24 protein-coding genes and 1 pseudogene are annotated in these 26,840 nt (G+C 67.4%); 10 read left to right on the top strand and 15 right to left on the bottom strand.

The features are described from left to right. Window positions 1-236: 236 nt before the first annotated feature. Window positions 237-5,084 carry an RHS repeat-associated core domain-containing protein gene (locus M5C98_RS23600; RefSeq protein ID WP_272549960.1) on the top strand — a complete coding sequence of 1,616 codons (4,848 nt, stop codon included), beginning with the start codon at window positions 237-239 and terminating at the stop codon, window positions 5,082-5,084. Continuing rightward, window positions 5,081-5,668, top strand: coding sequence for a hypothetical protein (locus M5C98_RS23595; protein ID WP_272549958.1), 588 nt, complete (start codon window positions 5,081-5,083; stop codon window positions 5,666-5,668). Before M5C98_RS23600 ends, M5C98_RS23595 begins: the two co-directional genes overlap by 4 nt. 35 nt (window positions 5,669-5,703) lie before the next feature. Here the strand turns inward: M5C98_RS23595 and M5C98_RS23590 are convergent. Continuing rightward, window positions 5,704-5,829, bottom strand: a pseudogene (locus M5C98_RS23590) (transposase); the annotation flags it as partial. 60 nt (window positions 5,830-5,889) lie between these two features. Here M5C98_RS23590 and M5C98_RS23585 point away from each other — a divergent pair. The 4 genes from M5C98_RS23585 (at window position 5,890) to M5C98_RS23570 (ending at window position 7,837) form a co-directional block, all read left to right on the top strand. After that, on the top strand, window positions 5,890-6,180 hold the full coding sequence (locus M5C98_RS23585) for a hypothetical protein (RefSeq protein WP_272549956.1): 291 nt from the start codon (window positions 5,890-5,892) through the stop codon (window positions 6,178-6,180). Beyond that, window positions 6,181-6,330 carry a hypothetical protein gene (locus tag M5C98_RS23580; protein WP_272549955.1) on the top strand — a complete coding sequence of 50 codons (150 nt, stop codon included), beginning with the start codon at window positions 6,181-6,183 and terminating at the stop codon, window positions 6,328-6,330. A gap of 140 nt (window positions 6,331-6,470) precedes the next feature. Beyond that, window positions 6,471-6,881, top strand: coding sequence for a hypothetical protein (locus tag M5C98_RS23575; protein WP_272549954.1), 411 nt, complete (start codon window positions 6,471-6,473; stop codon window positions 6,879-6,881). 227 nt (window positions 6,882-7,108) lie between these two features. After that, window positions 7,109-7,837 carry a zf-TFIIB domain-containing protein gene (locus M5C98_RS23570; RefSeq protein ID WP_272549953.1) on the top strand — a complete coding sequence of 243 codons (729 nt, stop codon included), beginning with the start codon at window positions 7,109-7,111 and terminating at the stop codon, window positions 7,835-7,837. 53 nt (window positions 7,838-7,890) lie between these two features. Here the strand turns inward: M5C98_RS23570 and M5C98_RS23565 are convergent, their stop codons facing one another. Continuing rightward, window positions 7,891-9,177, bottom strand: coding sequence for a solute carrier family 23 protein (locus M5C98_RS23565; RefSeq protein ID WP_272549952.1), 1,287 nt, complete (start codon window positions 9,175-9,177; stop codon window positions 7,891-7,893). Window positions 9,178-9,447: 270 nt separating this feature from the next. Between M5C98_RS23565 and M5C98_RS23560 the strand changes: the two genes are divergently transcribed. Together M5C98_RS23560 and M5C98_RS23555 are read left to right on the top strand one after the other, a co-directional pair. Further along, entirely contained in the window at window positions 9,448-10,752 is a 1,305-nt protein-coding gene (locus M5C98_RS23560) for a hypothetical protein (protein ID WP_272549951.1), read from the top strand. Window positions 10,753-10,966: 214 nt separating this feature from the next. Beyond that, on the top strand, window positions 10,967-13,570 hold the full coding sequence (locus tag M5C98_RS23555) for a PAS domain-containing protein (protein ID WP_272549949.1): 2,604 nt from the start codon (window positions 10,967-10,969) through the stop codon (window positions 13,568-13,570). A gap of 69 nt (window positions 13,571-13,639) precedes the next feature. Here the strand turns inward: M5C98_RS23555 and M5C98_RS23550 are convergent, their stop codons facing one another. From M5C98_RS23550 to M5C98_RS23520, 7 genes are all read right to left on the bottom strand, one after another. Next, on the bottom strand, window positions 13,640-14,485 hold the full coding sequence (locus M5C98_RS23550) for a hypothetical protein (RefSeq protein ID WP_272549948.1): 846 nt from the start codon (window positions 14,483-14,485) through the stop codon (window positions 13,640-13,642). A gap of 118 nt (window positions 14,486-14,603) precedes the next feature. Further along, the gene (locus M5C98_RS23545; RefSeq protein WP_272549947.1) at window positions 14,604-15,212 is read right to left on the bottom strand and encodes a hypothetical protein; all 609 of its coding nucleotides are present in this window, start codon (window positions 15,210-15,212) and stop codon (window positions 14,604-14,606) included. An 89-nt stretch (window positions 15,213-15,301) separates the two neighbouring features. Continuing rightward, entirely contained in the window at window positions 15,302-17,212 is a 1,911-nt protein-coding gene (locus M5C98_RS23540) for a B12-binding domain-containing radical SAM protein (RefSeq protein ID WP_272549945.1), read from the bottom strand. An 84-nt stretch (window positions 17,213-17,296) separates the two neighbouring features. After that, a complete protein-coding gene (locus M5C98_RS23535) occupies window positions 17,297-17,863 on the bottom strand; it encodes a GNAT family N-acetyltransferase (RefSeq protein ID WP_272549943.1) in 567 nt (188 codons plus the stop codon). Further along, window positions 17,860-18,138, bottom strand: coding sequence for a DUF2164 domain-containing protein (locus M5C98_RS23530; protein WP_272549942.1), 279 nt, complete (start codon window positions 18,136-18,138; stop codon window positions 17,860-17,862). The genes M5C98_RS23535 and M5C98_RS23530 overlap by 4 nt, the downstream gene beginning before the upstream one ends. 107 nt (window positions 18,139-18,245) lie before the next feature. Further along, window positions 18,246-18,659: an ACT domain-containing protein gene (locus M5C98_RS23525; RefSeq protein ID WP_272549941.1), complete on the bottom strand. Its 414-nt coding sequence runs from the start codon at window positions 18,657-18,659 to the stop codon at window positions 18,246-18,248. After that, complete coding sequence (locus M5C98_RS23520) at window positions 18,656-19,297, bottom strand: LysE/ArgO family amino acid transporter (RefSeq protein ID WP_272549940.1); 642 nt, start codon at window positions 19,295-19,297, stop codon at window positions 18,656-18,658. Before M5C98_RS23520 ends, M5C98_RS23525 begins: the two co-directional genes overlap by 4 nt. Before the next feature lie 95 nt (window positions 19,298-19,392). Here M5C98_RS23520 and argP point away from each other — a divergent pair, with 95 nt between their 5' ends. Then, on the top strand, window positions 19,393-20,289 hold the full coding sequence (argP, locus tag M5C98_RS23515; RefSeq protein WP_272549939.1) for an HTH-type transcriptional regulator ArgP: 897 nt from the start codon (window positions 19,393-19,395) through the stop codon (window positions 20,287-20,289). Between the two features lie 19 nt (window positions 20,290-20,308). Here argP and M5C98_RS23510 read toward each other — a convergent pair whose 3' ends face one another. Next, window positions 20,309-20,962 (bottom strand): TetR/AcrR family transcriptional regulator, encoded by a 654-nt coding sequence (locus M5C98_RS23510; protein ID WP_272549938.1) that lies wholly within the window; start codon window positions 20,960-20,962, stop codon window positions 20,309-20,311. Window positions 20,963-21,109: 147 nt separating this feature from the next. Here M5C98_RS23510 and M5C98_RS23505 point away from each other — a divergent pair, with 147 nt between their 5' ends. Next, a complete protein-coding gene (locus M5C98_RS23505) occupies window positions 21,110-22,147 on the top strand; it encodes an MBL fold metallo-hydrolase (protein WP_272549937.1) in 1,038 nt (345 codons plus the stop codon). 33 nt (window positions 22,148-22,180) lie between these two features. Here the strand turns inward: M5C98_RS23505 and M5C98_RS23500 are convergent, their stop codons facing one another. The 5 genes from M5C98_RS23500 to M5C98_RS23480 all read right to left on the bottom strand — a co-directional run bounded on the left by M5C98_RS23500 (window position 22,181) and on the right by M5C98_RS23480 (window position 26,799). Next, window positions 22,181-22,744 carry a gamma carbonic anhydrase family protein gene (locus M5C98_RS23500; protein ID WP_272549936.1) on the bottom strand — a complete coding sequence of 188 codons (564 nt, stop codon included), beginning with the start codon at window positions 22,742-22,744 and terminating at the stop codon, window positions 22,181-22,183. Between the two features lie 41 nt (window positions 22,745-22,785). Then, window positions 22,786-24,054 carry a PDDEXK-like family protein gene (locus M5C98_RS23495; RefSeq protein WP_272549935.1) on the bottom strand — a complete coding sequence of 423 codons (1,269 nt, stop codon included), beginning with the start codon at window positions 24,052-24,054 and terminating at the stop codon, window positions 22,786-22,788. A gap of 26 nt (window positions 24,055-24,080) precedes the next feature. Continuing rightward, window positions 24,081-25,388 (bottom strand): 5-demethoxyubiquinol-8 5-hydroxylase UbiM, encoded by a 1,308-nt coding sequence (gene ubiM / locus M5C98_RS23490; RefSeq protein WP_272549934.1) that lies wholly within the window; start codon window positions 25,386-25,388, stop codon window positions 24,081-24,083. Between the two features lie 224 nt (window positions 25,389-25,612). Then, window positions 25,613-26,167: a GNAT family N-acetyltransferase gene (locus M5C98_RS23485; protein WP_272553380.1), complete on the bottom strand. Its 555-nt coding sequence runs from the start codon at window positions 26,165-26,167 to the stop codon at window positions 25,613-25,615. Window positions 26,168-26,187: 20 nt separating this feature from the next. After that, a complete protein-coding gene (locus tag M5C98_RS23480) occupies window positions 26,188-26,799 on the bottom strand; it encodes a helix-turn-helix domain-containing protein (RefSeq protein ID WP_272549933.1) in 612 nt (203 codons plus the stop codon). Window positions 26,800-26,840: the final 41 nt, after the last annotated feature.

Raw genomic sequence — 26,840 nt, 5'->3', positions numbered from 1 at the left:
GTCACTTTTGTGTGCGTGCAAGGGCCGAAAACTTTCCGTCTAACGGGATATGATCGCCGCCGTTTCCAAGCCCGGGTCTGCCTGAACGCCTGCTCATTGACCCCGCGCAGCGGCCCTTCCAAAAAAAGCGAAAAACAAAGCCACGGCCACGGCCTCAACCCCCATGCGATGGCGCAAAGGTCTTCCCCTGTCCCTTGCCTGAACCCGGCAAACGATCCCCAAGAAAGAGCGAAAGCATGAGTGGCAAACCAGCGGCGCGGCAAGGCGACATGACCCAAAAGGGAGGGCCGATCGTTCAGGGCTCGGCGACCGTGCTCATCGGCTCGGCGGGGGGTGTGGCGTGCTCCGTGTGCCCGGGCGGCATGGCGGTGGGCAGCCCCGTCAACCCGGCGCTGGGGGCGAAGGTGCTGATGGGCGGGGACGAGCGGGACTTCAGTTTGCCCGGGCCGATGCCGCTCGTGTGGCAGCGCCAGTACAGCAGCTACGTGAACGAAGAGCACGGGGCGACCTGCGGGCTGCTGGGCTACGGCTGGAAGCTGCCCATGGAGATCGCCGTGCGGCTGGAGGCAGGGCGCACCGTGCTGCTGGACACCGGGGGGCGGGCCATCACCTTCGGCGAGCCGTTGGCACCCGGCCAAGCGCTGTACAGCGCCAGCGAAGACCTGTGGCTCCTGCGCGGCGGTGGCGGCACATCGCTTGCAGCCGCCCCTCTCGCGCGCACCCCTGCCGAGCTGCAGCCCTGGGCCTGGCAGCCGCGCTGGGCCCACGTTCCCTCTGAAGTGATGGGCGATCCCCGGTGCGTGATCGCCGCCTCGGGCAACGGCGGCGCCGTGTGGCTGCTGTGGCCGGGGGAGGACGGGCGCCACCGCGTGGGCCAGGTGCTGGACCGCTTCGGGCGCAGCCAGCACTACGGATACGACGAGCACGGGCGGCTCATCGCCATCACCGACGGCAGCGGGCGGCGCTATGCGCTGCACTACAACCGCGAGCGGGAGGGGGCTGCCGCCGCGGCCCCAACCACCGCCACCGCCCACCCGCTGCTCGGCCCGGACAGCGGCGAGCGGCTGACCGGCGTGGACTGCGTGCACAACCCGCTGGATGCGGCCTGCACCGGCCCGGGCTACCGGGTGCCGCTGGTGCGCTACCGCTACGACAGCGCGGGCGACCTGGTCGAAGTGCTGGGGCGGGACGGCCAGCGCACGCGCGAGTTCGGCTACGACCGGCTGCACCGCATGGTGCGCCACCGGGTGCGCAGCGGACCCTTGCACACCTACCTCTACGAAGACCAGGGCGCCGCCATGCCCCGGCCCGGCGCCCGCGTGGTGGAGCAGCACAACGAGCAGGGACTGTCGTACGTCTTCGAATACCGCGATCCCCCCGCCACCCCGGCCCCCGGCACCCAGCCACCCGTGCCGCAGCCCGTGCCAGTGAGCGAAGTGCGCGTGCGCGACAGCCTGAACCGGCTCACCCGCTACCACTTCGAAGGCGAGGGCGGAGACAAGCGCCTGGTGCGGCTCGTGCTGCCCGATGGCGCCGAGCAGCGCGACCGCTACGACAGCGCGGGCCGGCGCATCGCCCACACCGACCCGTTGGGGCGCACCACCTGGTGGCGCTACGACGGCGCCGGGCGGCTGCTGGGCACGCAGAACCCCGACGGGCGCAGCACCCGCCAGCGCTGGGGCGAAGCGGGCTCGGCGCAGGACGGCCTGCTGCTGCAGAGCGTGGGCCTGGGGGCGCTGCCAACCCACATGGACTACGACGCCTGGGGCCGGCTGCTGCAGGTGACCGTGGGCGATCCCCAGGGCCTGGATACCCCGGCCCTCGCCACCCGCTTCGAATACGCCCCCCTGACCGCCGAGGGCGCCATCGACCCCGCCACCCGGCCCTGGTGCGACCAGCCCGTGGCCGTCATCGACGCGCAGGGCGGGCGCAAGGAACTGGCCTACAACGGCTGCGGGCAGCTCACGCGCCACACCGACTGCTCGGGCCGGGTGCATGCCTGGCACTACGGCGCCTTTGGCGAAGTGCGCGAGAGCATCGACGCCCTGAACCAGCGCACGCGCTACCAGTACGACGGCGCGGGCCGGCCCACCCGCGTCATGGCGCCCGACGGCACGCAAGTGCAATACCGCTGGGGACCGAACGGCGAGCTGCAGGCGGCCACGCATGGCGCGCAGCCTGTGGGGGATGGCGCCACGACCACCACCGTCACGACCTCGGTCACCTACGGCCACGACCTGTGGGGCCGCGTCATCGCGCAAACCCAGGCCGGCCGGGGATACGCGCTGCGCTACGACGTGGCGGGCCGCCTGGTGGAGCTCATCAACGAGAACCAGGCCGTCACCCGCTTCGTGCACGACGTGCAGGACCGGCTGGTGCAAGAGGTGGGCTTTGACGGGCGCGTGCAAGTCTATGGCTACGACGCCGCCGGACAGCTCGTGCACAAGAGCGACGGACACGGGCAGGGCCAACACCCGGGCGTGCAAGGCGCCGCCGCCCAAGGGCTGGGCGCCACCGTGAGGAGCCGCAACCACCATGATGCGGGCGGGCGCATCGTGGCCCGCGTCCTCGTGCGCTCGCCGGGCGTGCACAGCGCACAGGGCAACGACACCAGCGCCCATGACCGCGGCGAGAGCCTGCAGATCCAGGCCTACGCCTACGACGACCGCGGCGCCCTCGCCACGGCCCGCACCTGGACCGCGCACCTGCCCTGGGCGGCCGCGCAGGGCCAACCCCACCCCCAGACCCACCTCCAGACCCTGGGCGATCAATGGCTGGACCTGCCCGCCCCGCTGCTGCAAGCCCTGCTGGCCCTGGGCGCAAGCTCCACCGCAGAGCCCGATCCGGCCCTGGCCGAAGCCGCGCAGCGCCTGCAGGCCCAGCGCCTCATCGCCGACACCCGCGTGGCCCTGGAGCGCGACCCCTTCGGCCGGGCCACGGGCGAGGCGCAGACCCTGTACCGGCAGGCGCCTGCCACGCCCCACCTGGGGGGCGAGGCGGAGCCCGAATTCGAACACCGCATCGCGCACCGCCTGGGCGCGCTCGGGCAGCGGCTGGGCAGCCAGCTGCAGGGCCTGGGCGAGCTGGACTGGCTGGCCTACGGCTCGGGCCACGTGCACGGGCTGCTGCTGGACAAGACCCCGGTGCTGGCCATCGAGCGCGATGCCCTGCACCGCGAGGTCGCACGCACCTTGCAACTGGACAGCGGCGCGGAAAGGGTCCATGCCGCAGTCACCCAGACCCGGCGCCTGGACCCCATGGGGCGGCTGCTGCAGCAAGACTGGCAAGGGCTGCCCCGGACAACGGCAACAGGAGCGGCGCAGGCATCGGGCCCGCTGGGGACCCTGCCCGTGCGCCGCTACACCTACGACGCGCTGGGCCAGCTGGTGGGCGTGCAGACCCCGTTGGATGCCACGCGCTACCACTACGACGTGCACCAGCGCCTGACCGGCGTGGCGCATGCGGTCGCCGAAGGCGTGCAGCAGCGGCGCTGGCGGCTCGATCCGGCAGGCAACCGGCTGCCCGACCTCTTGGGCCAGGACGCGGCCCCGGGAGCGGACCGCCAGGACTGGGCGAGCCAGGTGCAGCAGAACCTGCACGACCCCGGCTTCGATCTGCTGGCGCCGCCGGACAGCGCGCCAGGCCGCGCGGGCGGGCCGGTGCAGCAATGGCCGGGCAACCGCATCGGCTGGAGCAGCGCAGTGGACGGGGCAATCCTTCAGTACCGCTACGACGCCTTCGGCAACCGCGTGCAGGCGCAGCACGCCGATGGGCGCACGCTGCGGCTGGAATACGACGCGCTGCACCAACTGGCGGCGGTCTCCGAGCAGGCGCCGGGCGAGACAGGCGATGCGCCCGTGGCGCGCTACCGCTACGACGCCTTCGGGCGGCGCCTGGCCAAGACCGTGGTGCGCGAAGGGCGGGAGGACACCACCCACTACGGCTGGGACGCCGACCGGCTGGTGCACACGCAGGATGAAAAAGGCATCCGGCACACCGTCTATGAGCCGGCCAGCTTCGTGCCGCTGCTGCAGCTGCAGCGCAGGCAAGGGGCCAAGGATGCGATGCAGACGCTGATGGGCCTGGGCGCGGAGCCCGGCGAAGACACCACGGATGCAGCCAACACCTTCGCGGCCATGCCGCGTGCGCAACGGGAGATGGTGCAGGCAGCGCTGCAAGCCGTGCTGGAGCCCACCCACGGCGCGCAGGCACTGGCCCGGGCGCAAAGCCACATGCCCCGGGAACTGGCGCAGATCATGGCCGGCAGCGTCCAGCAGTTGCAGGCCGAGACAAAAGCGCAGGCAAAGGACAACCCGATCACGATCCGGCACTACCTGTGCGATCACCTGGGCACGCCGATCGGGCTGGTGGATGGCAATGGAGACAAGGCGGGGCAAGTGACGTGGGCGGCCAGCTACGGTGCCTGGGGAGACGTGCAGGAGGAATACAACCCGCACCGGATCGAGCAGAACATCCGGTTCCAGGGCCAGCAGCTGGATGCTGAGACGGGGCTGCATTACAACCGCTTCCGGTATTACGACCCCCACCTGGGGCAATACATTACGCAAGATCCGATTGGATTGGCAGGTGGAAGCAACCTCTACCGTTATGTTGACAGGCCAACTACTTATATTGATCCACTGGGTTTGACAGGCAATGCCCACCAACGCGCTGTTAAACGGGGTGAGGTGAATAGACAAGCATCAATTGATGCGCAGACTGCGGGGATGCTTGAGGCGCCCAGCCATCCATTAGACAAGGTTTATGACGTGGTTAACCCGAACGAAAAAGTTTGGAAACAAGCGAGCCCTTATGACTACACGCAATATTGTAAAAAATGGAGCAAAAATAAGTTAACTTGTCAGCCTGGGGATAAAGAGCCTGGCAAGGATGTTAAAACGCCTTCAGATTATATTCCAGAAGAATCGATGTGGAAAAGTTCTGAAATCCCAAAGGGATATGGGTGTGACTCACCTATGTATTTTAAAGATTTGCAGGAAAGAGGCGCGGCGCCTACTGCTGATACTGATGATATTATGGAATTGGCGAATAAAATGAGGCAACGAAGAGGATCTCGGAAATGATTAAATTAATTTGTTTTGCAATTGTTTTCTTGACTTCTTTTAATGTCAAGGCTGAGAAATTTCGTAATGATATTGATTGTTCTGCCATGTTTTCTGAGGATTATATTTTTGCAAGATTTCCGATATTAAATCCAAAAAAAATATGGCAATGGAACGTTGTTGAGAGGACTGTCGAACGTCCCGAATACGCGTGGATCGCAGAAACTGGAAAGTATAAAAATGGGAGGTTTGAAGGTGATGGCTTCGCTTTTTCATTATTAATTGGATCGGCTGATTTGAAAAATACTTCGCCTCAACAAGGTAGTCTAGGCGATTTAATAAATGCTGCCAAAAAGAATGCTTTTTTTACAAAAAAATCGCCGCATTATCTGAATGAGCAAAAGAAGGATGAATTAAATCATTTAAGTATAATTCGGGCAAAAATTGTCGATGATAATGCCGTAATGGTGATGACGGCGGACAAATTGACAGCAGATGAGGGTAAATCTGGTAATCCGACGCATATGAAATTAACAGCCATATTTCCCGATTTGCAGTATTCTTACACTTGCACGCCAAAAATTGAGTTGATAAAGATGAAATAGTTATTAGAGCGTGCTATGAACTTCCTGCCCCAGCCAGCACTGAAGACTTCCCGTAGATCGTGCTCTCGCTGGGAAGCGTGTTGGTCCATCAGGGTCAGATAGGGTGTAGGGAAGCTCCATTCTTCATCGCTGACGTCCGTTGGATAGGGCTTGCGGGACATCCGCAAACTCTACTCGCGGCTTTGCTCTCACTGAACAAAGTTCATAATACGCTCTAAGCCATGAAGAAATTAATTATCTCAATATTTTTAACGACGTGCGCCATTGCGGCGCTTGCCAAGTCCGATGTTAAAAATAAAATTATAGCGATTAATAATCAGAATTACGCTTTGCCTATAGGTTGTATGCCGTCCGAAGAAAAACGATATCGTTTTAGATGTTTGCTCTCGACGGGAGAAGATGTGGCGCTTGGCATAGATGAAAGTTCAAATTTTGAAAAAATAGTTAACGCGCCAAACGATAAAGAGGGTGTTTTGGATAGGGCCGTGGAGAATACACCTTATGGATATTAAGTGAAATATATCTCTAGAAAAAATGGCAATCAATATAATTTTATTTATCTGAAAAATAAAAAAATCACCATTTTTGGTGGCGATGTGAGCCTTGTTTATTTTTTCTCCATGCTGATTGATGGCAATAAGGTAAACGATGAGGGCCGGTGAGTATCAAGAACACCACGCTGCACATTAGCTGTCAAAAACTGGTGAAATTAAAAAATAATGATGGAAACTCCTGGGGCTTCTGCCGGAGGTCTAGAGCACATTCCAGGTCTGTAGTTATGAAGATAAAATATATATTGTTTATGGGATTGCTGGCTTCTCTGATGGTGGCATTTCTTCTATTTTTTTATCTCAAAAGCCATTCGAGAATTGAATCTATGATACCGAGTGGCCGATGTGTTAAATCGGCTTATAGCGATGATGATAGAAAAGATCGCGTTTCAGTAAATTGCCAAGACTATAACGGAGAAATATATACAATCATTCTAAGAAAATTCAGTGATAAAAAAGATTCAGAGAATGTTGTGGTAAATATGAAAAATGGGAAAGATGTTAGGGGATTTTTCTGTTCCAGTTTTAAAAATCCTCAAAGTGCAAGCGGTGAAGATAAAATAAATGCACTTCACGTCTGCTTTTTGGAAAAATATTCACTGATGATTACATCTACAAGTCAAGATGCAATTTTGTTTTTCATAAATCAGTTCCAGGACTAATTTAGAGCGGCTAACAGAACCTTCTGACGTCGTTGCCGCGTCTTGTCGTACGACACCGACACGGCAAACACCTTCGCGGCCATGTCCCGGGCGCGGGGGGGCATGGTGCTGAACCCACCTCATGGCAGCACGCAAGCGCAGGCAGAACTTGCATGTTTTGAGCGGTTCCTTGGCTGGCATCACCGTCGCCTTCAAGGCGCGTGCCCGGCAGTACGATCCACGCCACCATGCCCATGATGTCCCTTTGCCCCTCCTGCCGGCAACCGGCTGAGTCCCATCGCTTCCGCTCGCACGGCAGCGAGACCATCGAGCTGGACCTGTGCTTTGCCTGCCAGGGCCTGTGGTTCGACCCGCGGGAGAACACGCGCCTGGCACCGGCCGGGGTGGTGGCGCTGTTCGAGCTGCTGCACCAACACCGCGGGGACGCGCGCCATCCGGTGGCGCCGCGGCTGCAATGCCCGCACTGCCCGCGTGCGCTGGAGCCCGGCTTCGATGTGGCCAAGGGCGGGCGCTACAAGACCTTCCGCTGCCCCGCGGGGCACGGCCGGTTCAGCACCTTCGGCTCGCTCATGGTGGAAAAGGGGTTCGTGCGGCACCTGTCGATGGCGGAGATCGATGCGCTGGCCGAGCGCGTGGGCACCATCCAGTGCACCAGTTGCGGCGGCACGGTGGACATTCGCAACGACCACGCCTGCCCCTATTGCCGTTCGGCCCTGTCGCTGCTGGACCCGCAGGCGGTGGACCGGGCACTGAACCGCCACGCCAGTGCGGCGCGGGCCGTACCGGCTTCCGCCGCGCCCGGGCCTTCCGACGTGGCCGATGCGCTGGTGGCCCTGGAGCGCGTGCATTCGCGCGAGCGGCGCGAGATGGAGCGAGAGCGGCTGACCGGCGCGGGCGACGGCTTCGATCTGCTGGCCGCGGGGCTGGAACTGGTCTGGACGCTGGTGCGGCGCTGAGGCCGCACCCGTTCGTTGTCCGGTGCGCCGCCTCGGCGCCCTTCGGGGAGGGGTCAGCGCCGGCGGTTCAGCAGCGCGTAGAGCCCGATGGCGCCGAAGGTGGCGGTGCCGATGCCGCCCAGTGCGAAGTCGCCGAATTTCAGCGTGAAGTCGCCCGTGCCGATGATGAGCGTGATGGCCGCCACGATGAGGTTCTTGTTGTCCGAGAAGTCCACCCGGTTGTCCACCCAGATCTTGGCGCCGGCCACCGCGATGAGGCCGAAGACGACGATGGACACGCCGCCCATCACGGGCAGCGGAATCGCCTGGATCAGCGCGCCGAATTTCGGGCTGAAGCCCAGCAGCAGCGCGATCAGCCCCGCCACCAGGAACACGGCGGTGGAATAGATCTTGGTGGCCGCCATCACGCCGATGTTCTCGGCATAGGTGGTCACGCCGGTCCCGCCTGCACTGCCGCTCACCATGGTGGCGATGCCGTCGCCGATGAACGCGCGGCCCATGTAGCGGTCCAGGTTCTGGCCCGTCATGGCCGTCACAGCCTTGATGTGGCCCAGGTTCTCGGCCACCAGGATGACTGCCACGGGCGCGATCAGCAGCATGGCCGGGCCGCTGAACACCGGCGCCGTGAAGTGCGGCAGGCCCAGCCAGGGCGCGGCGGCCAGGGCCGACAGGTCGATCGGCTTGCCCCAGCCCAGCAGGTTGGTGAACACGGCATAGATCCCGCTGGCGGCGATCAGCCCCAGCAGGATCAGCAGGCGCTGCGCCATGCCCCGCGTCAGCACGGCGACCAGGCCCACGCACACGAAGGTGACGGCCTGCATCCAGCTCTCGAAGTTGTTGGCCGCCATGTTCTTGATGGGAATGCCGGCCAGGTTCAGGCCGATCACCGCCACCACCGCGCCCGTCACCACGGGGGGCATGAAGCGCTCGATCCAGCCGGTGCCGATGGCCTGCACCAGCGCGCCGATGAGGGTATAGACCAGCCCGCACGCCACGATGCCGCCCAGCGCCACGGCCATGTTGGCATTGGGGCCCTGGCCGGCGTAGCCCGATGCGGCCACCACCACGCCGATGAAGGCGAAGCTCGAGCCCAGGTAGCTCGGCACGCGCCCGCCGGTGATGACGAAGAAGATCAGCGTGCCCAGCCCGCTCATCAGGATGGCCACGTTGGGGTCGAACCCCATCAGGATGGGCGCCAGCACCGTGGCGCCGAACATCGCGATCACGTGCTGCACGCCCATCACGGCGGTCTGGCCCCAGGGCAGGCGTTCGTCGGGGGCGACGACGGCACCCTGGGCGGCGGTGGTCACCCGCCAGCGGGGAAAGTAGGGGGAAGGCACGGGAAGGTCTCCTGAAAGTGGATGGGCACCGCGTTGGGCGGGTGCTGTTTTTTGGGGGGAGCGGCCGGGTGGGCGGGGGCGAGTTTAGGGTCATTGCGGGGCGGTCCGCCCGAGGGGTCGGCTCCCCGGTTCGGCCCCTGCGCCCACAACCGAGTAGGAAAGAGCCGACCTGCGGCGGCAGGGGCCTGCGATAACGTTGCTCATCAGCGCCGCAGCGCATCGCGCCCCCTCTTCGGGGCTTTTTCACCTTCTGGATCGTTCCTCACGCACATGCCGCGCCATCGCCTTCGCTGGATTGCCCTGGGCGCCACTGCCGTGGCGCTGGTGTGTGCGGGCGCCGTGGCGGTCTGGTGGCCGTCCGAGGCCGAGCTGGCCCGCCGCGCGGGCGATGCCGCGACCGAACGGCTGGGGGTGCCCGTCACGGTCGGCCAACTGCACTGGTCGCTGTTTCCCTCGCCGCGCGTGGAACTGCGCGACGTGCGCACCGAACAAAAGGCCCCGTTGACCGCCGAGCGCATCTCGGCCGGGGTGCGCTGGGGCGATCTGCTGCGCCGGCGCCTGGCACTCACCGATCTGCAACTGGAGAACGCGACCATTGCGCAGGCGTCGCTGTCGCAATTCCAGGTGCGCGACGCCGGGGGCAGCGAGACCCCCATGCCGCTCTCTTTCACTTTGGGCCCGATCCCGTTGGAGCGGGCCGAGTGGCAAGGGGTGCGCTGGGTCGGCCGCAACGGCCGGACGCTCGTCTATGCCGGCAGTGCCGAATTCGACTCCGGATGGCGCCCCCGCCAGGCCTGGCTGGAGCGCCCGGGTGCGCCGGTGCTCACGCGCATGGCCATCACGCGCGAAGGCGCCGAGGACCGGTGGCGCGCCGAAGTGTCCGCCGGCGGGCGCACCGAGCAGGGCACCTTGCGCCTGCAGGAAATCAATGGCCGCTACCGCGTGACGGGCGCCATCGATTTTACGGGGGTGGACATCGAGGGCCTGATGGCCGCCTTCGAACGCCGGGCCGTGGTGGCCGGCAAGGCCAGCGGCCACACCGACCTGATCGCCGAGGGGGCCGATCCGGCCGAGGCGGTGCAGGCCCTGCACACCCGCACACGGTTCACGGTGGCGCGCGCCCGGCTGCTCACCTTCGACCTGGAGCGGGCCGTGAAGACCGTGGGCACCCAGCGCGGCGGCACCACGCAGCTCGACAGCCTCCAGGGCGTGGTGCGGACCGAGGCGGACGAGGGCGGCACGATCGTGCGCTTCGGCGACCTCAAGGCCACTTCGGGCGTGCTCAGCGCCACGGGCGATGCGGTGCTGCAGAACCGGCGGGTGAGCGGCCATGTGGCCGTGGACCTGGTGGATGGCGTGGTGGGCATTCCGCTCGAATTCGGCGGCACCATGGACGACACCACCCTGACCCTGCCGCCGGCCGCGATGGCCGGGGCGGCCGTGGGCACGGCGGTGGCGCCGGGCGTCGGCACGGCCATCGGCGCCCGCATCGGCGAAACCCTGCGGCGCATCTTCAGCGACGACGAGCCGCAGGCGCCGCCCCCGGCACCGAAGCGCCCGGCCCCAGGCCGCTGAGCGCCCCCCTGAACGCTGTGCAAAGGCAGGACGATCGTTTCTCCGTTGTGCTTGATGTATCCCATTGAAAATGCCATTCACCGCAATAAATACTATGGCGCAATGCTATGAATTCAGGAGTAATCCAGGAAGGGAGCGCGTTCGTATGATGGGACGCCACACGATCCTGCCGGGTGCCCGGCGGGTCGCTTTCGATCAATAGGAAACCGTGCCAATGTCCAGCGGCATCCCCACCCAACAGCCCCCCGCGTTTCTGAGTTCCGGCGGCGAGATGGCGCAGCGCATCGCCCGCCATGACTGGGCCGCCACGCCCCTCGGCCCCCTGGCGGCCTGGCCGGACCACATCCGGTGGGCCATCTCCACCATCCTGCGGGCCTCCATGCCCATGGCCACGCTGTGGGGTGAATCCGGCATCCTCATCTACAACGACGCTTACGCGGCCTTCTCGGGCCAGCGCCACCCGCAACTGCTGGGCTGCCACATCGGCGATGCCTGGCCCGAGGCGGCGCAGTTCAACCGCCATGTCGTGAACACCGTCCTGGCCGGCGGCACCCTGAGCTACCGGGACCAGGAGTTCGTGCTGAAACTCCACGGGCGCGCCGAGCCGGTGTGGATCAACCTCGACTACTCGCCGCTGCTCGACGGAACCGGACAGCCCGTGGGCGTACTCGCGCTGGTGGTGGACACCACCGCCAAGGTCCAGGCCGAGCGGCAGCTCAAGGGCGAGCGCGAGCGCTTTGCGCAGTTGTTCGAGCAGTCGCCCAGCTTCATGGCCATGCTGGAGGGGCCCGACCACCGGATCGCACTCGCCAACCCCGGCTACCTGCGGCTCGTGGGCCACCGCCCCCTGCTGGGCCTGACCGTGGCGCAGGCGCTGCCGGACGCGGCCGCGCAGGGCTATGTGGAGCTGCTGGACCGGGTCTATTCCAGCGGGGAGGCGCTGACGGCGCATGCCGCCCGCTATGCGCGCCAGGCCGAGCCCGGCGGGCCTGTGCTCGAGCATTACGTGGACTTCGTCTTCCAGCCGATCCGCGACGCTTCGGGCGCGATGACCGGCATTTTCGTAGAGGGCGTGGACATCACCGAGCGCATGGCGGCCGAGGCGCGGCGCGAGGCGTTGGCGCGGTTTTCCGACCAGCTGCGGTCGCTGGACAGCGTGGACGCCGTCTGCCTGGCCGCGGCCGAAACCCTGGGCCGTACCCTGAAGGTCAGCCGCGCGGGCTATGGCGCCGTGGATGCCGCCGCGCAGGCCGTGCATGTGCACCACGACTGGATGGCGCCCGGCTGCGATCCGCTCGCGCCCGTGCTGCACCTGCCCGATTTCGGCGGCTTCGTGGACGACCTGTCGCGCGACGAATCCGTGTGCGTGGCCGACGTGCGCGGCGATGCGCGCACCCGCGACCGGGCACAGGCGCTGGAGGCCCTGTGCGCCCGCGCCTTCATGAACATGCCGGTGGTGGAACACGGCCAACTGGTGGCCATGCTGTTCGCCCACCATGAACACGTGCGCGAATGGACGGCCGAAGACATCGCCTTCATGCGCGAGGTGGCCGCCCGCACGCGCACTGCCGCCGAACGCGCGCGCACCGAGGCCCAGCTGCGCCAGGTGAACGAGTCGCTGGAGCAGGCGGTGGCGCAGCGCACGCACGAGCTGATGGAGGTCGAGGCCAAATACCGCCAGTCGCAGAAGATGGAGGCCATCGGCCAGCTGACGGGCGGCATCGCGCACGACTTCAACAACCTGCTGGGCGCCATGAGCGCCAGCCTGCAGGTGCTGGAAAAGCGCATCGCGCTGCAGAAGTTCGACAACGCCGAGCGGTACATCGCCATGGCGCAGGGCTCGGTGCGCCGCGCCGCGTCCCTCACCCAGCGCCTGCTGGCCTTCTCGCGCCGCCAGACGCTGGACCCCAAGCCCGTGGACGTCAACCGGCTCATCGGCAGCATCGAGGAGATGGTGCGACGCACGGTGGGCCCGGGCGTGGAGGTGGAAGTCGTCGGCGCGGGGGGGCTGTGGCTGACCCGGGTGGATGCGTCGCAGCTGGAGAACGCGGTGCTCAATCTGTGCATCAACGCGCGCGACGCCATGTCGCCCCGCGGCGGGCGCCTGACCATCGAGACCGCCAACAAATGGCTGGACGACCGGGCCGCCACCGAGCGCGAGCTGGCGCCGGGCCAGTACATCTCGGTGTGCGTGACCGACACCGGCGCGGGCATGGAGCCCGATGTGGCCGCGCGCGCGTTCGACCCCTTCTTCACCACCAAGCCCATGGGGCAGGGCACGGGCCTGGGCCTGTCGATGGTGTACGGCTTCGTGCGCCAGTCGGGCGGGCAGGTGCGCATCTATTCGGTGCCCGGCGAGGGCACCACCATGTGCCTGTACCTGCCGCGCTACCTGGGCGATGCCGACCCCGATGTGCCCGAGCTGCCGGCCATCGACGGCCACCGCGGCGAGGGCGAGGTGGTGCTGGTCATCGAGGACGAATCCATCATCCGCGGGCTCATCGCCGAAGAGCTGGAAAACCTGGGCTACCGCGTCATCTCGGTGGGCGACGGGCCGGCGGGCCTGCACGTGCTGCAGTCCGAACGCCGCGTGGACCTGCTGCTCACCGACGTGGGCTTGCCCGGCGGCCTGAATGGCCGCCAGGTGGCGGACGCCGCCCGGGTGACGCGCCCCGGCCTCAAGGTGCTGTTCATCACCGGCTATGCCGAAAATGCGGCCGTGGGCAACGGCCTGCTGGAATACGGGATGGAAGTGATCACCAAGCCCTTCGACGTGGGCGCGCTGGCTGCCAAGGTGCGGGAGATGATCGAGCGGTAATGCGCTGCGCTACGGGCGGCGGCAGACACCGCTGCTGTCACTGCTGCCTGCGTTCTACGAGGACTCCGTTCATTGGCTGATCCGCTGGATCGCATGCGTGAAGAACGTATTGCCCCCTGACGTCTTGAACTCGCTGAAATCGCGAGACGGTGCTCCCGAGCGGGCCGTGCGCCAGCCAAAGAGACCCGTGGGACTGGGATCGGGTGCGAGGTTTTCCGTGGCCACTTCGAGCGCAGCGTTGTAGAACGCCGTGTACTGAGCATTCCAGCGAAGGTTGGTGGCGTCGTTCACGAGCGCCAGCACCCCGTTGATCGTTTGTTCCTGGCCCCCGCCCAGCTTGGGATACTGATCGAATCCCAGGAACTGCACGCCGTGGGTGCTGGCACGGACGATGTCTGTGATGCTGCGCGCGTTGGGGGCTCCAAAGTCCTGCGGTTTTTTCGAGTTGAGCCTGTTGTGAAGAACGCGCCGCATCATTCGCATGCCTTGCTTGGCGTCCTCGATATCTGTCACTCCCGTGTCGGGCCACGTCTGCGGAGCGGGTGCCTCTGCCAGAAAGAGGCGCACCAGCATGCCGACGTCCGATGCGGCATCAGGCAACGACACCTGCTTTTTTATGGTGATGTTGACCAGTGGAGGGGTGATGGTCAGCATGGGCGCTCCAGCGCCTTGCTGCACCTGTATGGCCAGCTTGGCATTGCCTTCTCGCATGGCCGTGATCACGAAGGCCCATGAGTCGGCGCGGCTGTTGTGGGTGCCGCTCACGTCCAGCAAGTGAGGGATGTCGCTGACAGCGACGAGTTTCTGGCGTTTGTCGATGGCCTCCAGTTTGACGCGGAGCTTGTTTCCCACCACCAGCGTCAATACGCTGGGTACAGGGGCGTTGTAGGAAAACTTCAACAGGGCATTGGGCATAAGAAGGGTCAACGGGAGAGAGCAGGAGCGGACACGCAGCGGTTCTTTTTTGTGCAGCGTGTTCGCAGGAGCGCCGATAAGCCGGCAGGGGAGCGTTGAGTGCTCGCCGTGGCGGGTTTCAGGGATTCGATGGCCGAAATGCGGGCACACGCACGACGGTGCCGATGAGCCGGCATTGGTCCCGAATGCGGTCCACCCAGGCCCGAGTGACGAGGTAGGTGCTGGAGCCGACCGCCGCCTCATCCGCCACCACATCGGCCTTGAGGTTGACCGACTTTCCGTTCGCCAGCCCCATTCCCCGGCTTGCGGCGTCAATGTCCTGTGCAGCGCTCGGTGCGCCGGATGGCTGTGGTGCACGCACCCGCAATCGGTAGAGACGCGATCCGGTGATCCACTCCATCCACACCAGGGCAGATCCCTGGGGGTCGGCATTGGAGGGCGGGAACACCTGCTGCACGAAGCAAAACGATTGCGGACGCCTTGTCTGGCGAAGCTCCGTCAAGAAGGCCCGAAGCATTTCAGGACTTGCCAGGTTTTCAGTCGCAGGCTTCGAGAAGGCAGGGTCGGGCGCGACGGGCTGTGGGTGCTGCAGTGCAGCGCCCTTGGCGCCCTGATCGGCGAAAACGCCAGACGCCAGGCCCGCCAGCGCCGCCGCGAAAATCCAGGCGCGGGGAGGAAGTGCAGCGTGGCCCGTCCCACGAGAGCGCTGGCGCAAATTGAAGGTCATGGAGCAGAGGGAAGCTGGAATCTGCGTAGTTTACGCAGGCTGCCTTGCCGACTGATCTGCGCAGCCACAGGTGATGGCCGCAACGTTTCCTATGCCGCCCGCAAAGCCCGCTCGATGCGGTTTCGCGCCACGGTGGTCTTGGGCACCTTGAACGGGAACCAGGCGCGCACGTCCTCGTCCAGCCCGATGCCGTGCATGTAGTTGTAGATCGCCTTCTTCAGCGCGCCGCCCAGCGCGTCGTGGTCCACGCCCGTGGGATCGATGAAGGCCACGTCGTTCTTGGCGAAGTCGCCCGGCGGCAGCGGCGCGAGCGTGACGCCGTACTCCCCGGGGTTCTTGCCGACGGGCGAATGCACGGTGCAGGCGAAGCGGTGGAAGAACCCGCTCTGGATGCAGCCGTTGGCGAACAGCTGGCGCACGTATTCGAGCGCGTCCACGGTGTCCTGCACCGTCTGCGTCGGAAAGCCGTACATCAGGTAGGCGTGCACGAGGATGCCGGCATCGGTGAAGGCCCGCGTCACGCGCGCCACCTGGTCCACCGACACGCCCTTCTTCATGAGCTGCAGCAGCCGGTCCGAGGCCACCTCCAGCCCGCCCGAGATCGCGATGCAGCCGGAGTCGGCCATCAGCTCGGCCAGCTCGGGCGTGAAGGTCTTCTCGAACCGCACGTTGCCCCACCACGAGATGCCGGCATTGCGTTCGATCAGCTCGGTGGCCAGCGCCTTGAGGGCCTTCGGCGGGGCGGCCTCGTCCACGAAGTGAAAGCCGGTCTGCCCGGTCTCGCGCACGATCTGCTCGATGCGGTCGGCCAGCACGGCGGCGCTCGCGCCCTCGTAGCGGCTGATGTAGTCCAGGCTCACGTCGCAGAAGCTGCACTTCTTCCAGTAGCAGCCGTGGGCCACGGTGAGCTTGTTCCAGCGCCCGTCGCTCCACAGCCGGTGCATGGGGTTGAGCATGTCCAGCAGCGAGAGGTAGCGGTCCAGCGGCAGGCCGTCCCAGGTGGGCGTGCCCACCTCGGCGAAGGCGATGTCGGCCTCCATCATGTTCACGTACTGCACGGCACGCGTTTCGGGGTCGCGCACGAAGGTGCGCACCAGGCGCTGGCGGCCGCGCTGGCCCTGCAGGTGCTCCAGCAGCGCGAGCAGCGGGCGCTCGCCCGCGTCCAGCGTCACGTAGTCGAAATGGTCGAACACGCGCGGCTCGGCCAGCTCGCGCAGCTCGGTGTTCACGAAGCCGCCGCCCAGCACCGTGGCGATGTGCGGGTAGCGCGCCTTGATGGCCTGGGCGATGCGAAAGGCCGCGTACACCGAGCCGGGGAACGGCACGGACAGCAGCACCACGTCGGGCGCGTGGCGCGCGATGGCCTCGTGCGTGAGCGCCTGCAGCATCTCGTCCACCAGCGTGGGCGGCGCAGCCAGCGCGTCGGCCAGCGGATCGAAGGTGGGCTGGCTGCCGGCCAGCGACTCGGCATAGCGCACGAACTCGAAGCGCTCGTCCACCGCATCGCGCAGCACATCGGCCAGGTCGTTCAGGTACAGCGTGGCGATGTGCTTGGCCTTGTCGTGCAGGCCCAGGGCGCCGAAGGCCCAGCCCAGCGGGTCGCCGCCCTCGTCGTCCACATAGACGTCGAGCGAGGCGAAGCGCGGGCCCTCGGGCAGGTAGTGGCGCCCGGCGATGCGGTGCGCGAGCGTCGAGTCGCGCCCCTGCAGGAACGCGATGGCCGGCGCCACCGTGGCGAGGTAGCGGTCCTGCTGCGCGGCGAAGGACTGGACCGCCGGGCTGCGCTGCGCCTCGGGCAGGGCCTGCACCCGCGCGGCCACGGCCTGCAGGCCCTCGGGCGAGAGCAGCCGCAGCACCAGGGCCAGCGCCAGGTCTTCCTGGAACGCGGTGACGCCGCGCGAGCGCAGAAAGCCCGTCAGGTAGGCGCTGGAGGGGTAGGGCGTGTTCAGCTGCGTCATCGGCGGGATGACGGCCAGCACGCGGGGGGTCGAGGCGGGCATGGGTGTGGGGCAGGGCGGCCGCGCAAAAGGCGGGGGCAACAAGGCGCGACGGAAGGCGGGCGAGGGCCGATTATCCCGCAGGGCTCAGGCCGGCGCGCCGCGTGGGGGCTTCGGCCGCCCGGACACGGGCAGTGCGCCCGCCTGCCAGGCGAAGCGGAACGTGGGCACCCGCGTGCCGCCGGGCGCGTCCCAATCGTCAGCCTGCACGTTCGCGGCCCCGTGGGCGGCATAAAAGCGCTGCGCCTGCAGGTTGCTCTGCAGCACCCAGAGATACAGCCCCGCCTCGGCGCAGGCCGCGGTGCAGTGGTCCGCCACGGCGGCGAGCAGCTGCGCGCCGATGCCCATCCCGTGCGCCTGCGCGCTCACGTGGATGTTGTCCAGCAGGCTGCCCCACACCGGGTCTTCGCCCGGGTAGGCGCAGACGAATCCGAGCAGGCGGTCGCCTTCGGCGGCCACGATCACGTGCTGCCCCGCGGGCGGCTGCGGTGATTGAAGCCGCTGCGTCCAGAGCGCCAGCCGGTCGGTTTCCACGTGCGTGGCGAGGTATTGCTCGGACAAGGCGCCCTGGTAGGCGAACCGCCAGCTGGCGGTGTGCAGGGCGGCGATGGCCGGGGCGTCGGCGGGCCGGGCGGTGCGCAGCAGCGCGGTCATGGCCGGCCCTTTTTTGCTGCGCGGTCGAACTTCTGCCAGTACCGGAATTCGTCTTCGTGCACTTCGATATCGATCTCGGCCACGCGCTGCTGCAGGCGCTCCTGCACGTCGGCCACGGCCTGGTTGTAGACGCTGGGGCCGATCTCCTCCAGAAAGAAGCCCAGCAGGCCGCTGGCGGCGATGTTGCCGATCTTCTCTTCCATGTTCTCGCGGAAATACCGCTCGATGGAGGCTACGGCCTGCTGGTGGACGTCCTTGGGCAATGCGATGGTCATGCGGGCTCCGGTGCGAAGGGGCCGGCTGCGAGAGGGAGGAAAACCCAAGCCGGCGACCCGGCCGATTCTGCCCGCCTTCGCTTCGCTCCCCGCCCGCCCGTGTCCTTTCAGCCGGCCGCCGGCACCACCCGGTGGCCCGCGGCGGCCAGCAGGGCGCAGGCGCGTTCGCCGTCCGCCTGCGACACCAGCAGGTGGTCGCCGTCGAAGGTGGAGACCACGAAGATGCCGATGCCGTTCTCCGACAGCGGGCGAATCACCGACAGGACGATGCCCGTCTCGCCGAAGCCGAACGGCCCCATGAAACGGAACGCCACCCAACCCCGGTCGGCCTGCACGCCATCCGGCACGCGCGCCTGCAGGCAGGTGATCGACAGCTCCTCGCCGCTGCGCGAGATCGAGACGAACCCCTCGCCATCGGCCCACGGCGGAATGGCCGCCTGCGGCGCGAGCCGGGCGACGGCGTAGAGGGAGGGCAGGGTGGCGAGCGTGATGCTGCGGGTGGACAGGAGGGGTGCGGTCATGGGGTGGAATGCAGTGGGGTGAAGGCCAGGAACAGCGCGATCGAGAACATGACCGCCGCGATGCCCGCGTCCAGGCAGCGCCAGGCCACCGGCCGGGCGAACCACGGTGCGAGCCGCCGCGCGCCCAGCCCGAGGGTGAGGAACCACAGGGTGGAGGCCGTGGTGGCGCCCAGCGTGAAGCGCAGCTGCTGGCCCGCCGGCTGCTGGCCGCCCAGCGCACCCAGCAGCACCACGGTGTCCAGGTACATGTGCGGGTTGAGCAGCGACACGGCCAGCACCGCCGCGAGCGCCTGCCGCGCCGTGGGGCCCGCGCCCGGCGCGCCCAGGCCGGCGGCCAGTGCGCCATCGGGCCGCAGCGCACGGCGCAGCGCCCCCAGGCCGTACCAGGCCAGGAACGCCGCGCCGCCCCAGCGGGCGATCGCCAGCAGCCAGGGCTGGCCCTGGATCAGCGCGCCCATGCCGGCCACGCCCGCGGCGATGGCGATCACGTCGATGGCGATGCAGGTGCCCACCGTGAGGGCCACGTGCCGCCCGAGCAGGCCGACGCGCAGCACGTGCGCGTTCTGCGCGCCGATGGCGATGATCAGGCCGGCCCCCGCGCCGAACCCGTGCAGGAAAGGGGTGATGGAAGACAACATCGGCGAATTGTCTGGGGCCGGTATCGAATCCCATCTTGAATTGGGAAAATATCGACTTGGCTGAGAATTCCTCAGCTTTCAACCCCAAAGGCGCCATGGCACTGGATTCAAAACAATGCGAGGCCTTTCTCGCCGTGGCCGAGGCGGGCAGCTTCGAGCAGGCCGCCGCCGCGCTGCACATCACGTCCTCGGCGGTGTCGCTGCGCGTGCGCGCGCTGGAGACGCGCCTGGGCCAGCCGCTCATCGTGCGCGGGCGGCCCAGCCGCGCCACCCGGGCGGGCCGGCAATTGCTGCAGCACCTGCAGCGCGCCCGCCTCATGGAGCAAGACCTGCTGGCGGGGCTCTCAGGCGGCGATGGGGACGCGGATGCGTTCTTCGCCGTCACGCTCGCGGTCAACGCCGATTCGCTCGCCACCTGGCTGCTGCCGGCGCTGTCGGGCGCGCTGCAGCGCGAGCGCATCGCCATCGAGCTGGTGGTGGACGACCAGGAGCACACCCACGCGCTGCTGGAGGCTGGCCTGGCCCACGCCTGCGTGTCGGCCCAGCCGCATGCCATGCGCGGCTGCACGGCCGAGCCGCTGGGCCGCATGCGCTACCGGCTGGTGGCCTCTCCCGCATTCGCCGCGCAATGGTTCGGGCCGCGCGGCATCACCCGGGCCTCGGCGCGCCGGGCCCCCACGGTGGTGTTCAACCGCAAGGACCCGCTGCAGGCCCATGCGCTGCTCAATGCGTTCGGGCTGCAGGCCAGCGCCTATCCGAGCCATTACGTGCCGGCATCGGAGCCCTTCGTCGCGGCCATCCGGCTGGGGCTGGGCTACGGCATGGTGCCGCAGCTGCAGATCGGCGATGCCATCGAGCGCGGCGATCTGATCGACGTGCTGCCCGATGCGGCGACCGATGTGGCCCTGTACTGGCACGGCTGGGCGCAGCAGCCGCCCCGGCTGGAGCGGCTTGCCCAGCGGGTGATGGAGGCGGCACGGGGCCTGCTGTAGCCCGCCCGCGGGCCTTGCTTCATCCAGCGGCGGGATTGGCTCCTGCCCCGGGCACCGCGTAGAAGCCCAGGAACATGTCCACCGTGTCGTCCAGCACCTGCCGCTGCTGCGCCGCGGTCAACGGCGGCTGTCCCAGCGCGAGCTGCGGCCAGAAGGCGAAGGCCTTGACCATGCCCTGCAACTGGTGCGCGGCGTATTGCGGATCGACCCCGCCACGCAGGCGGCCGGCCTGCTGCGCGGCGTGGACCCAGGCGGTAACGCCTTCTTCCTTCTCGCCCAGGCGCGCCACCATGGCCTGCGCGCGGGCCGGGGTGTGCAGCATCTCGGCCATGGCCACGCGCGACAGGTCCATGAACGCCGCATCGCCCAGCAGTGCCATCTTGCGCTCCAGCAGCTCCAGCAACTGCGCGCGCAGGGGCCGCTTCGGATCGTGCCCCGGGGCCGCCAGCGACTGGCTGCGGTCCCACAGTTGCCCGAGGATGGCGGCGAACAGGTCGTCCTTGCTGGGGAAATGGTTGTAGACCGTGCGCTTGGAGACCGCGGCGACGGCGGCTACCCGGTCCATGCTGGTGCCGGCAAAGCCGTGCTCGCGGAACTCGCCGATCGCCGCCTGGACGATGGCATGGCGCTTGCGGTCGGTCAGGCGGGAGGGCGGCGGGGCGGTGGCGGTCATAGGCAAAATTTTACACTGGGCAGTTTACTTTTTTGATCGGAACACTACACTGTGCAGTGCAGTTTTTGCGAAGGCTTTGCTCCCTGCCTCGCCGCATGTTCCGGATTTCCCGGCTGCTTCACTCCCTTCATCGCCATGGCTTACCGCATGTCCTCCTGTTCCGAATCGCCGGCCGCTTCGTACGGCCAGTCGCCCCAGTTCGCCGACGGGCGCTTTCGCAACGCGGCGCCCCGGCACCGCCTGGGCACGCTCAAGATGCTCGGCGTGCTGTGGCGCTTCGCCCTCGGCAAGCCCGCGGACACGGTGCCGGACCGGCCCATCGCCGTGCAGCCCCTGACCACCGCCGCGCTGCTGCAGGCGCCGGACGACAGCCTGTGGCGGCTGGGGCATTCGACCCTGCTGCTCAAGCTCGACGGCCGGTTCTGGCTCACCGACCCGGTGTTTTCCGAGCGCGCCTCGCCGGTGCAGTTTCTCGGTCCCAAGCGCTTTCATGCGCCGCCGCTGGCCATCGAAGACCTGCCGCCCATCGCGGGCGTGATCCTCTCGCACGACCATTACGACCACCTGGACCACGCGGCGATCCTGAAGCTGGCGCCCAAGGTGGAGCACTTCGTCGCGCCGCTGGGCGTGGGCGACCGGCTCATCGCCTGGGGCGTGCCGGCGGCCAAGGTGCAGCAGTTCGACTGGTGGCAGGGCACCACCCTCGGCGGGCTGCGCCTGGTGGCCACGCCGGCGCAGCATTTTTCGGGGCGCAGCCTGTCGGACGGCAACCGCACGCTGTGGGCGTCGTGGGTGCTGATGACGGCCGACACCCGCATCTTCTTCACCGGCGACACGGGCTACTTCGACGGCTTCCAGGCCATCGGCGAGCGCTTCGGCCCGTTCGATCTCACGCTGGTGGAAACCGGCGCCTACAACGCCGACTGGCCCGACGTGCACATGCAGCCCGAGCAGAGCCTGCAGGCCCATCGGGACGTGAAGGGGCGCCACATGATGCCCATCCACAACGGCACGTTCGACCTGTCGCTGCACCCGTGGACCGAGCCCTTCGAGCGCATCACCGCGCTGGCCGCCGCGGCCGGCGTGCCGCTGGTGGCGCCGGCGATGGGCGAGCGGCTGGACATCCGCGCCCCGGCGCTGTCCCGCCAGTGGTGGCGCGAAGCAGCGGCGCCCGCCGCACGCTGAAGGCACGGCGCCGCGTGGTTCAGGGCTTCAGCTTCAAGTAGCCGTCGCGCCTGCCTGCGGCGGCGGCGCCGCCGCGAGGTAGTTGTTCTTCACGCGCACGTAGTGCTCGGCCGAATACCGCAGGTATGCGATTTCCTGCGGCGTCAGCGCCCGCTGCCGCACGGCCGGGCGGCCCGTATAGAGGTAGCCGCTCTCCAGCGCCTTGCCGGGCGTGACCAGGCTGCCGGCGCCGAGCATCACGCGGTCGCCGACCACCGCGTCGTCCATCACGATGCTGCCCATGCCGATCAGGCACTCGTCCCCGATGGTGCAGCCGTGCAGGATCACCGAATGGCCCAGCGTGACGTGGCTGCCGATCACGAGCGGCGAGCCCTGCGGCTTGCCCGGATGGCGGTGCGACACATGGCCCATGGCCAGGTCCTGCACGTTGGAGCATTCGCCCACCACGATGCGGTTCACGTCGCCGCGCAGCACCGCGTTGCACCACACCGAGCTGTCGCGCCCCAGGTGCACATCGCCGATGACCTGGGCCGAAGGGTGGAGATAAACGCCGGTGTCCAGCGTGGGGGCGGTGTCGAGGTAGGGGGCGAGGGGCATGGGGATCGGTCCAGAGGAATGTGGGGCATTGGCAGGGGATCTTATGCAGCAGCCCCGGCGAGCAGCGAGCCAAGGGCGGCGCTGGCATGCAGCAGCGCTTTCACGTCCTTCGCGCGGCGCATCGCGGTACTTGCGAAATCCTGGGCCCCGGATGGCTGGGCCATGGAGACCCACGGTTGCATTGCTTTGATCGCCGGCTCTTGCCCTTCATAGGCCGCATCGTCTTCCAGGTTCTGCCACCAAGGCCAGTGGGGCGATTCCACTTGCCCCTCGGCATGGTGCGACTCCATCAGTCGCTGGATCTCGGGCCATACGACCGCGTCCGGTTCCGTGAGCTGGCCGCTGGTGCGGATGCCCCAGTAAAAATAGTTGGCCTCCGTGAGGTCCTTCACCTCGTATCGGAGGCGCAGGTCACGCAAGCCAAGATCGAATTCAAAGCCGATCCATCTGCGTGACTTTTGCCAATCGGCATCCCAGTGGGCCACCAAGTCCCCCGGGGCTGCAGCCATCTTCTGCATCTGCTCCTGGGTCTTGCGGAGCAACTCCCGCTTCATGTGCTGCACTGCCTGGGCGATGCGGATGGACGACTCCACGTTCGCTGGCGTCGCGATCATGGAGGTGACGATTTCCTGCGTGTCTTCCATCGACGGCTCCCGGATGATTTTCTGTCGGACGAATTGAACCAGGGCATCCACGAACAGGCGCACGGCAGGCGCCTGGACGTGCAGTGCGCAGTCCCCCAGCCAAGTGACGATGGCGGGCCACTGGAGCCAGATGAAGTGGCCTTCACCTTCCAGCGCAAGGAGCTGTTTCTCGTCGATGCTGACGGCGCTGGGGCTGGCATCGCACAGGTACACCAGCATCCAGAACTTTCCTTGCGCGGACTGTTCCAGGTGGCGCGCATAGTTGCGCAACTGCCCGATCTGGTCGGCGGCCCACGGCTTGTTCTCGATGCAGATGCAGCCGCGGTCCAGCTCCAGATGGATGTCCATGCGCCCGCCTTCGATCGACTTCTCCCGCTGAATTCGGCGGAACTGGCTGCCCATCGCCCAGGCGGCGTCCGGGTGCCCCGTCGAGAGCACCTGCAGAAAGCGGTGCAGGAACAAAGGCCCCTGCCCGTGGCTGCCCGCTGGATCGAGCAGCAGCGCCAGGTACTCCGAAATCGCCATCTCGTTCCTGCGCAGGTATTCCAGCAAGGAGAAGTCCGGGGCCAGTTGCCTGGCGAATTGCTGGGCGGCGATGCGGCGGGCCTGCTGCCGCACCTGCACTTGCTGCAGCAGCGCGTATTCGTTGCGATGGGCTGGGTTCATGCGGCGGGGGTCATGGGTTCGCTGCGTCATCGCAGCGGCGTTTGGGTATCGGTCCCGAGCGTACCGGACCGCCACGGACTGCGCCCCGTCAACTCCCCCACGATGGCCGCCTTGAGCGGTGCCAGCCGACGGGCGCCCTGCAGCACCAGCTGCCGCACGGCGCGGGGCAGGGGGCGCGCGTCGGTGTACAGCCGCACGATGGCGTTGGTGCCTTCGTAGATCGGCCAGGCGCGGCGGTGGTGTTCGCGGGCATAGGGCCGCAGCGCATCGGCGCTGCCGATGTCCTGGCCGCGCTGCCGGGCGTTGGCAATGGCGCGCGCCAGGCCCTCCACGCCGGCCAGACCCAGGTTGTAGCCATGGGCGGTCACCGGGTGCATGCCCACGGCGGCATCGCCCAGCAGCGCGCAGCGGTGGCCGGCGAAGCGGTCCGCATAGGTGGCGACCAGCGGGTAGGCGTGGCGCTCGCCCACCAGCGCCATCGTGCCCAGCCGGCCCGCGAACTGGGCCTGCACCTGCGCGGCGAAGGTGTCCGCGTTCTGGTCCATCAGGGCCGCCGCCTCGGCCGCGCCGGTGGTGACGACCACGGAGCACTGCGGCGCGCCGTCCGCCGGGTCGTCCGGCAGCGGCAGCACGGCCAGGGTGCGGTCGTAGCCGAAGGCCTCGTGCGCGATGCCGTGGTGGGGCGCTTCGTGGCGCATGCGGCAGACGATGACGGTGCGCCCGAAGTCCGCCATGCGCGCGCCGATGCCCAGTTGCCGTCGCACGGCGGAAAACCGGCTGTCGGCCGCCACGACCAGCCGGGCCTGCAGGCGCGTGCGGGGCGCGGCCGGATCGCCTGCATCGCCCGCGGCCTGCATGGTTTCCACCACGGCGTGGTCGGCCGCCACGGACACCTGCGCCACCTGCGCGCCGGCCAGGATGCGCACGCCCGGCCGCTGCGACGCCACGGCGCAGGCGGTGCGGCGCAGCGCGTGGTTGGGCACGATCCAGCCCAGGTGCGCGGCCGCCTGGTCCGCGGCCTGGCCCGCGGCCAGGCCCGGGTGCAGCCGCAGCGGTGCGTGCCGTCCCACCGGGCCGTCGTGCACCCGGGCCTCGGCGATGCGGCCGATCTCGTGCGGGGCCAGCAGCGCCCAAGTGCCCAGGCGGCGCAGCGTGTCGCCGCTTGAGTGGGTGAGCGCGATCTCGCGGCCATCGGGCGCGGGATCGGCGAGCGCGGTGGCGGGCAGCCGGTCCAGCACCGTGCTGGTGAAACCGGCCTGGCACAGGGCGATGGCCAGCGACAGGCCGGACGGGCCCGCGCCGACGATGAGAACGTCGCAATGCTGCTGGGGCATGGGATGAAGGGAGAAGGAACGGAGAGCGGAGCGCCTGACGGCCATTGTGCGGGTCCGGCCGCGCTCCGGTCTTGCATTGGGTCAAGGGAGCGTGGCCGGCCGGGGCAGATTGTTTTGCTATTGATTTAATAGCTATATGCCCTAGTATCCATTGCGGTGGAGGCCGAAAAGACCCCAATGCCTCGCGGCGGCGCCCTGGTGTGGCTGCGGTGCCGTCGCCCGCGTCACACCGCCCGGTAGAAGAACGTGGTGCCGCACGGCGCGCCGTCGGGCATCAGGGCATAGCCCGGCACCTCGCCCACGCGCTGCCAGCCGGCGCGGGCGTAGAGCCGCTCGGCGTCGCCGCCGGTCACTGTGTCCAGCACCATCAGGGTCTTGCCCTCCTGCCGGGCGACGGCGTCCACGGCGTCCAGCAACTGCCGGGCCACGCCCTGGCGGCGAGCGCGGCGGTGCACCAGCATCTTGGCCACGTCGGCCCGGTGCGGCTGGTTCTCGGGCTGCGCCAGCACGAGCTGCACGGTGCCCAGCACCGCGCCGCTGCCCACCGCTTCGGCGATGAGCAGCGCCCGTTCGCCGCGGGCCACGCCCTCGGCCACGCCGCGCCAGAACGCCACGGCCCTGTCGTGCGCCAGCGGGTGCATGAAGCTCACCGAGGCGCCACCGGCCACGCAGTCGATCAGCACCTCGGCCAGCGCCGGCACGCAGGCGGCGGCTTCGTTCACGCCCAGGCGGCGCACGGTCACCGCGGGGGCGCCGGCGGGGACTTCGGCAGAGGGCATGGCGAATGAGGGGGTGGCGGTCATATCGGGCTCCGGGCCGGGTGGGGTGGGGCGGTGGGCAGGGTGGCCAGGGCCACCAGATAGCGCGCGGGGCTGCGCGTGGGATTGCGGTACTCGACGGCGCCTTCCAGCCGGTGGGCCAGGCAGTCGCCGGCTTCCAGCCGCCAGACCGTTCCGTCCAGCGCGATGTCCATGCGGCCGTCGATCATCCAGATCTGCTGGTGGATCTCCGCGCCGCGGTCGGCCCGCTCGTAGGCCACGCGCTGGCCCGGCGGGAAGACCACATCCACGAGTTGCAGCGGCGACGGCACCGTGGGCGACACGTTGCGCCTCAGGTAGCCGGAGGCGGGGTCGGTCCACACGGGCTGCTGGGCCACGCGGGCCACGGGCGAGGGCGCAGCGCGGCCTTCATCGCCTTCGGCCTGGGGCGCATCGAACAACGAGGCCAGCGCCACGCCCAGGCCGGTGGCCAGCTTGTCCAGCACGGTGGCGGTGGGGCTGCTTTCTCCGCGCTCGATGAGCGAGATGTTGGAGCGGCTCACGCCGCTGCGTTCGGCCAGCGCGTCGAGCGAGAGGCTGCGCGCATCGCGCAGTTCGCGCACGCGGCGCGCCAGGCGGGTATTGATGTCCATGCCTCCAGTTTAATGGAATTGTTTCCAGAAAAATGGAAGCA

Source organism: Acidovorax sp. NCPPB 3576 (assembly GCF_028473605.1).
Classification (GTDB): Bacteria; Pseudomonadota; Gammaproteobacteria; order Burkholderiales; family Burkholderiaceae_C; genus Paracidovorax.
This window is presented reverse-complemented; position numbering and strand designations above follow the sequence as displayed.

Excerpts from the sequence above, each read along its gene's own strand:
- M5C98_RS23480 (WP_272549933.1), bottom strand. The coding sequence starts at position 26,799 with ATGGACATCAATACCCGCCTGGCGCGCCGCGTGCGCGAACTGCGCGAT.
- M5C98_RS23540 (WP_272549945.1), bottom strand. The coding sequence starts at position 17,212 with ATGCCCGCCTCGACCCCCCGCGTGCTGGCCGTCATCCCGCCGATGACG.
- M5C98_RS23510 (WP_272549938.1), bottom strand. The coding sequence starts at position 20,962 with ATGACCGCCACCGCCCCGCCGCCCTCCCGCCTGACCGACCGCAAGCGC.
- M5C98_RS23505 (WP_272549937.1), top strand. The coding sequence starts at position 21,110 with ATGTCCTCCTGTTCCGAATCGCCGGCCGCTTCGTACGGCCAGTCGCCC.
- M5C98_RS23500 (WP_272549936.1), bottom strand. The coding sequence starts at position 22,744 with ATGCCCCTCGCCCCCTACCTCGACACCGCCCCCACGCTGGACACCGGC.
- M5C98_RS23585 (WP_272549956.1), top strand. The coding sequence starts at position 5,890 with ATGAAGAAATTAATTATCTCAATATTTTTAACGACGTGCGCCATTGCG.
- M5C98_RS23535 (WP_272549943.1), bottom strand. The coding sequence starts at position 17,863 with ATGACCGCGCTGCTGCGCACCGCCCGGCCCGCCGACGCCCCGGCCATC.
- M5C98_RS23545 (WP_272549947.1), bottom strand. The coding sequence starts at position 15,212 with ATGACCTTCAATTTGCGCCAGCGCTCTCGTGGGACGGGCCACGCTGCA.
- M5C98_RS23560 (WP_272549951.1), top strand. The coding sequence starts at position 9,448 with ATGCCGCGCCATCGCCTTCGCTGGATTGCCCTGGGCGCCACTGCCGTG.
- M5C98_RS23520 (WP_272549940.1), bottom strand. The coding sequence starts at position 19,297 with ATGTTGTCTTCCATCACCCCTTTCCTGCACGGGTTCGGCGCGGGGGCC.
- M5C98_RS23575 (WP_272549954.1), top strand. The coding sequence starts at position 6,471 with ATGGGATTGCTGGCTTCTCTGATGGTGGCATTTCTTCTATTTTTTTAT.
- argP (WP_272549939.1), top strand. The coding sequence starts at position 19,393 with ATGGCACTGGATTCAAAACAATGCGAGGCCTTTCTCGCCGTGGCCGAG.
- M5C98_RS23530 (WP_272549942.1), bottom strand. The coding sequence starts at position 18,138 with ATGACCATCGCATTGCCCAAGGACGTCCACCAGCAGGCCGTAGCCTCC.
- M5C98_RS23525 (WP_272549941.1), bottom strand. The coding sequence starts at position 18,659 with ATGACCGCACCCCTCCTGTCCACCCGCAGCATCACGCTCGCCACCCTG.
- ubiM (WP_272549934.1), bottom strand. The coding sequence starts at position 25,388 with ATGCCCCAGCAGCATTGCGACGTTCTCATCGTCGGCGCGGGCCCGTCC.
- M5C98_RS23550 (WP_272549948.1), bottom strand. The coding sequence starts at position 14,485 with ATGCCCAATGCCCTGTTGAAGTTTTCCTACAACGCCCCTGTACCCAGC.
- M5C98_RS23600 (WP_272549960.1), top strand. The coding sequence starts at position 237 with ATGAGTGGCAAACCAGCGGCGCGGCAAGGCGACATGACCCAAAAGGGA.
- M5C98_RS23595 (WP_272549958.1), top strand. The coding sequence starts at position 5,081 with ATGATTAAATTAATTTGTTTTGCAATTGTTTTCTTGACTTCTTTTAAT.
- M5C98_RS23570 (WP_272549953.1), top strand. The coding sequence starts at position 7,109 with ATGCCCATGATGTCCCTTTGCCCCTCCTGCCGGCAACCGGCTGAGTCC.
- M5C98_RS23485 (WP_272553380.1), bottom strand. The coding sequence starts at position 26,167 with ATGCCCTCTGCCGAAGTCCCCGCCGGCGCCCCCGCGGTGACCGTGCGC.
- M5C98_RS23495 (WP_272549935.1), bottom strand. The coding sequence starts at position 24,054 with ATGAACCCAGCCCATCGCAACGAATACGCGCTGCTGCAGCAAGTGCAG.
- M5C98_RS23555 (WP_272549949.1), top strand. The coding sequence starts at position 10,967 with ATGTCCAGCGGCATCCCCACCCAACAGCCCCCCGCGTTTCTGAGTTCC.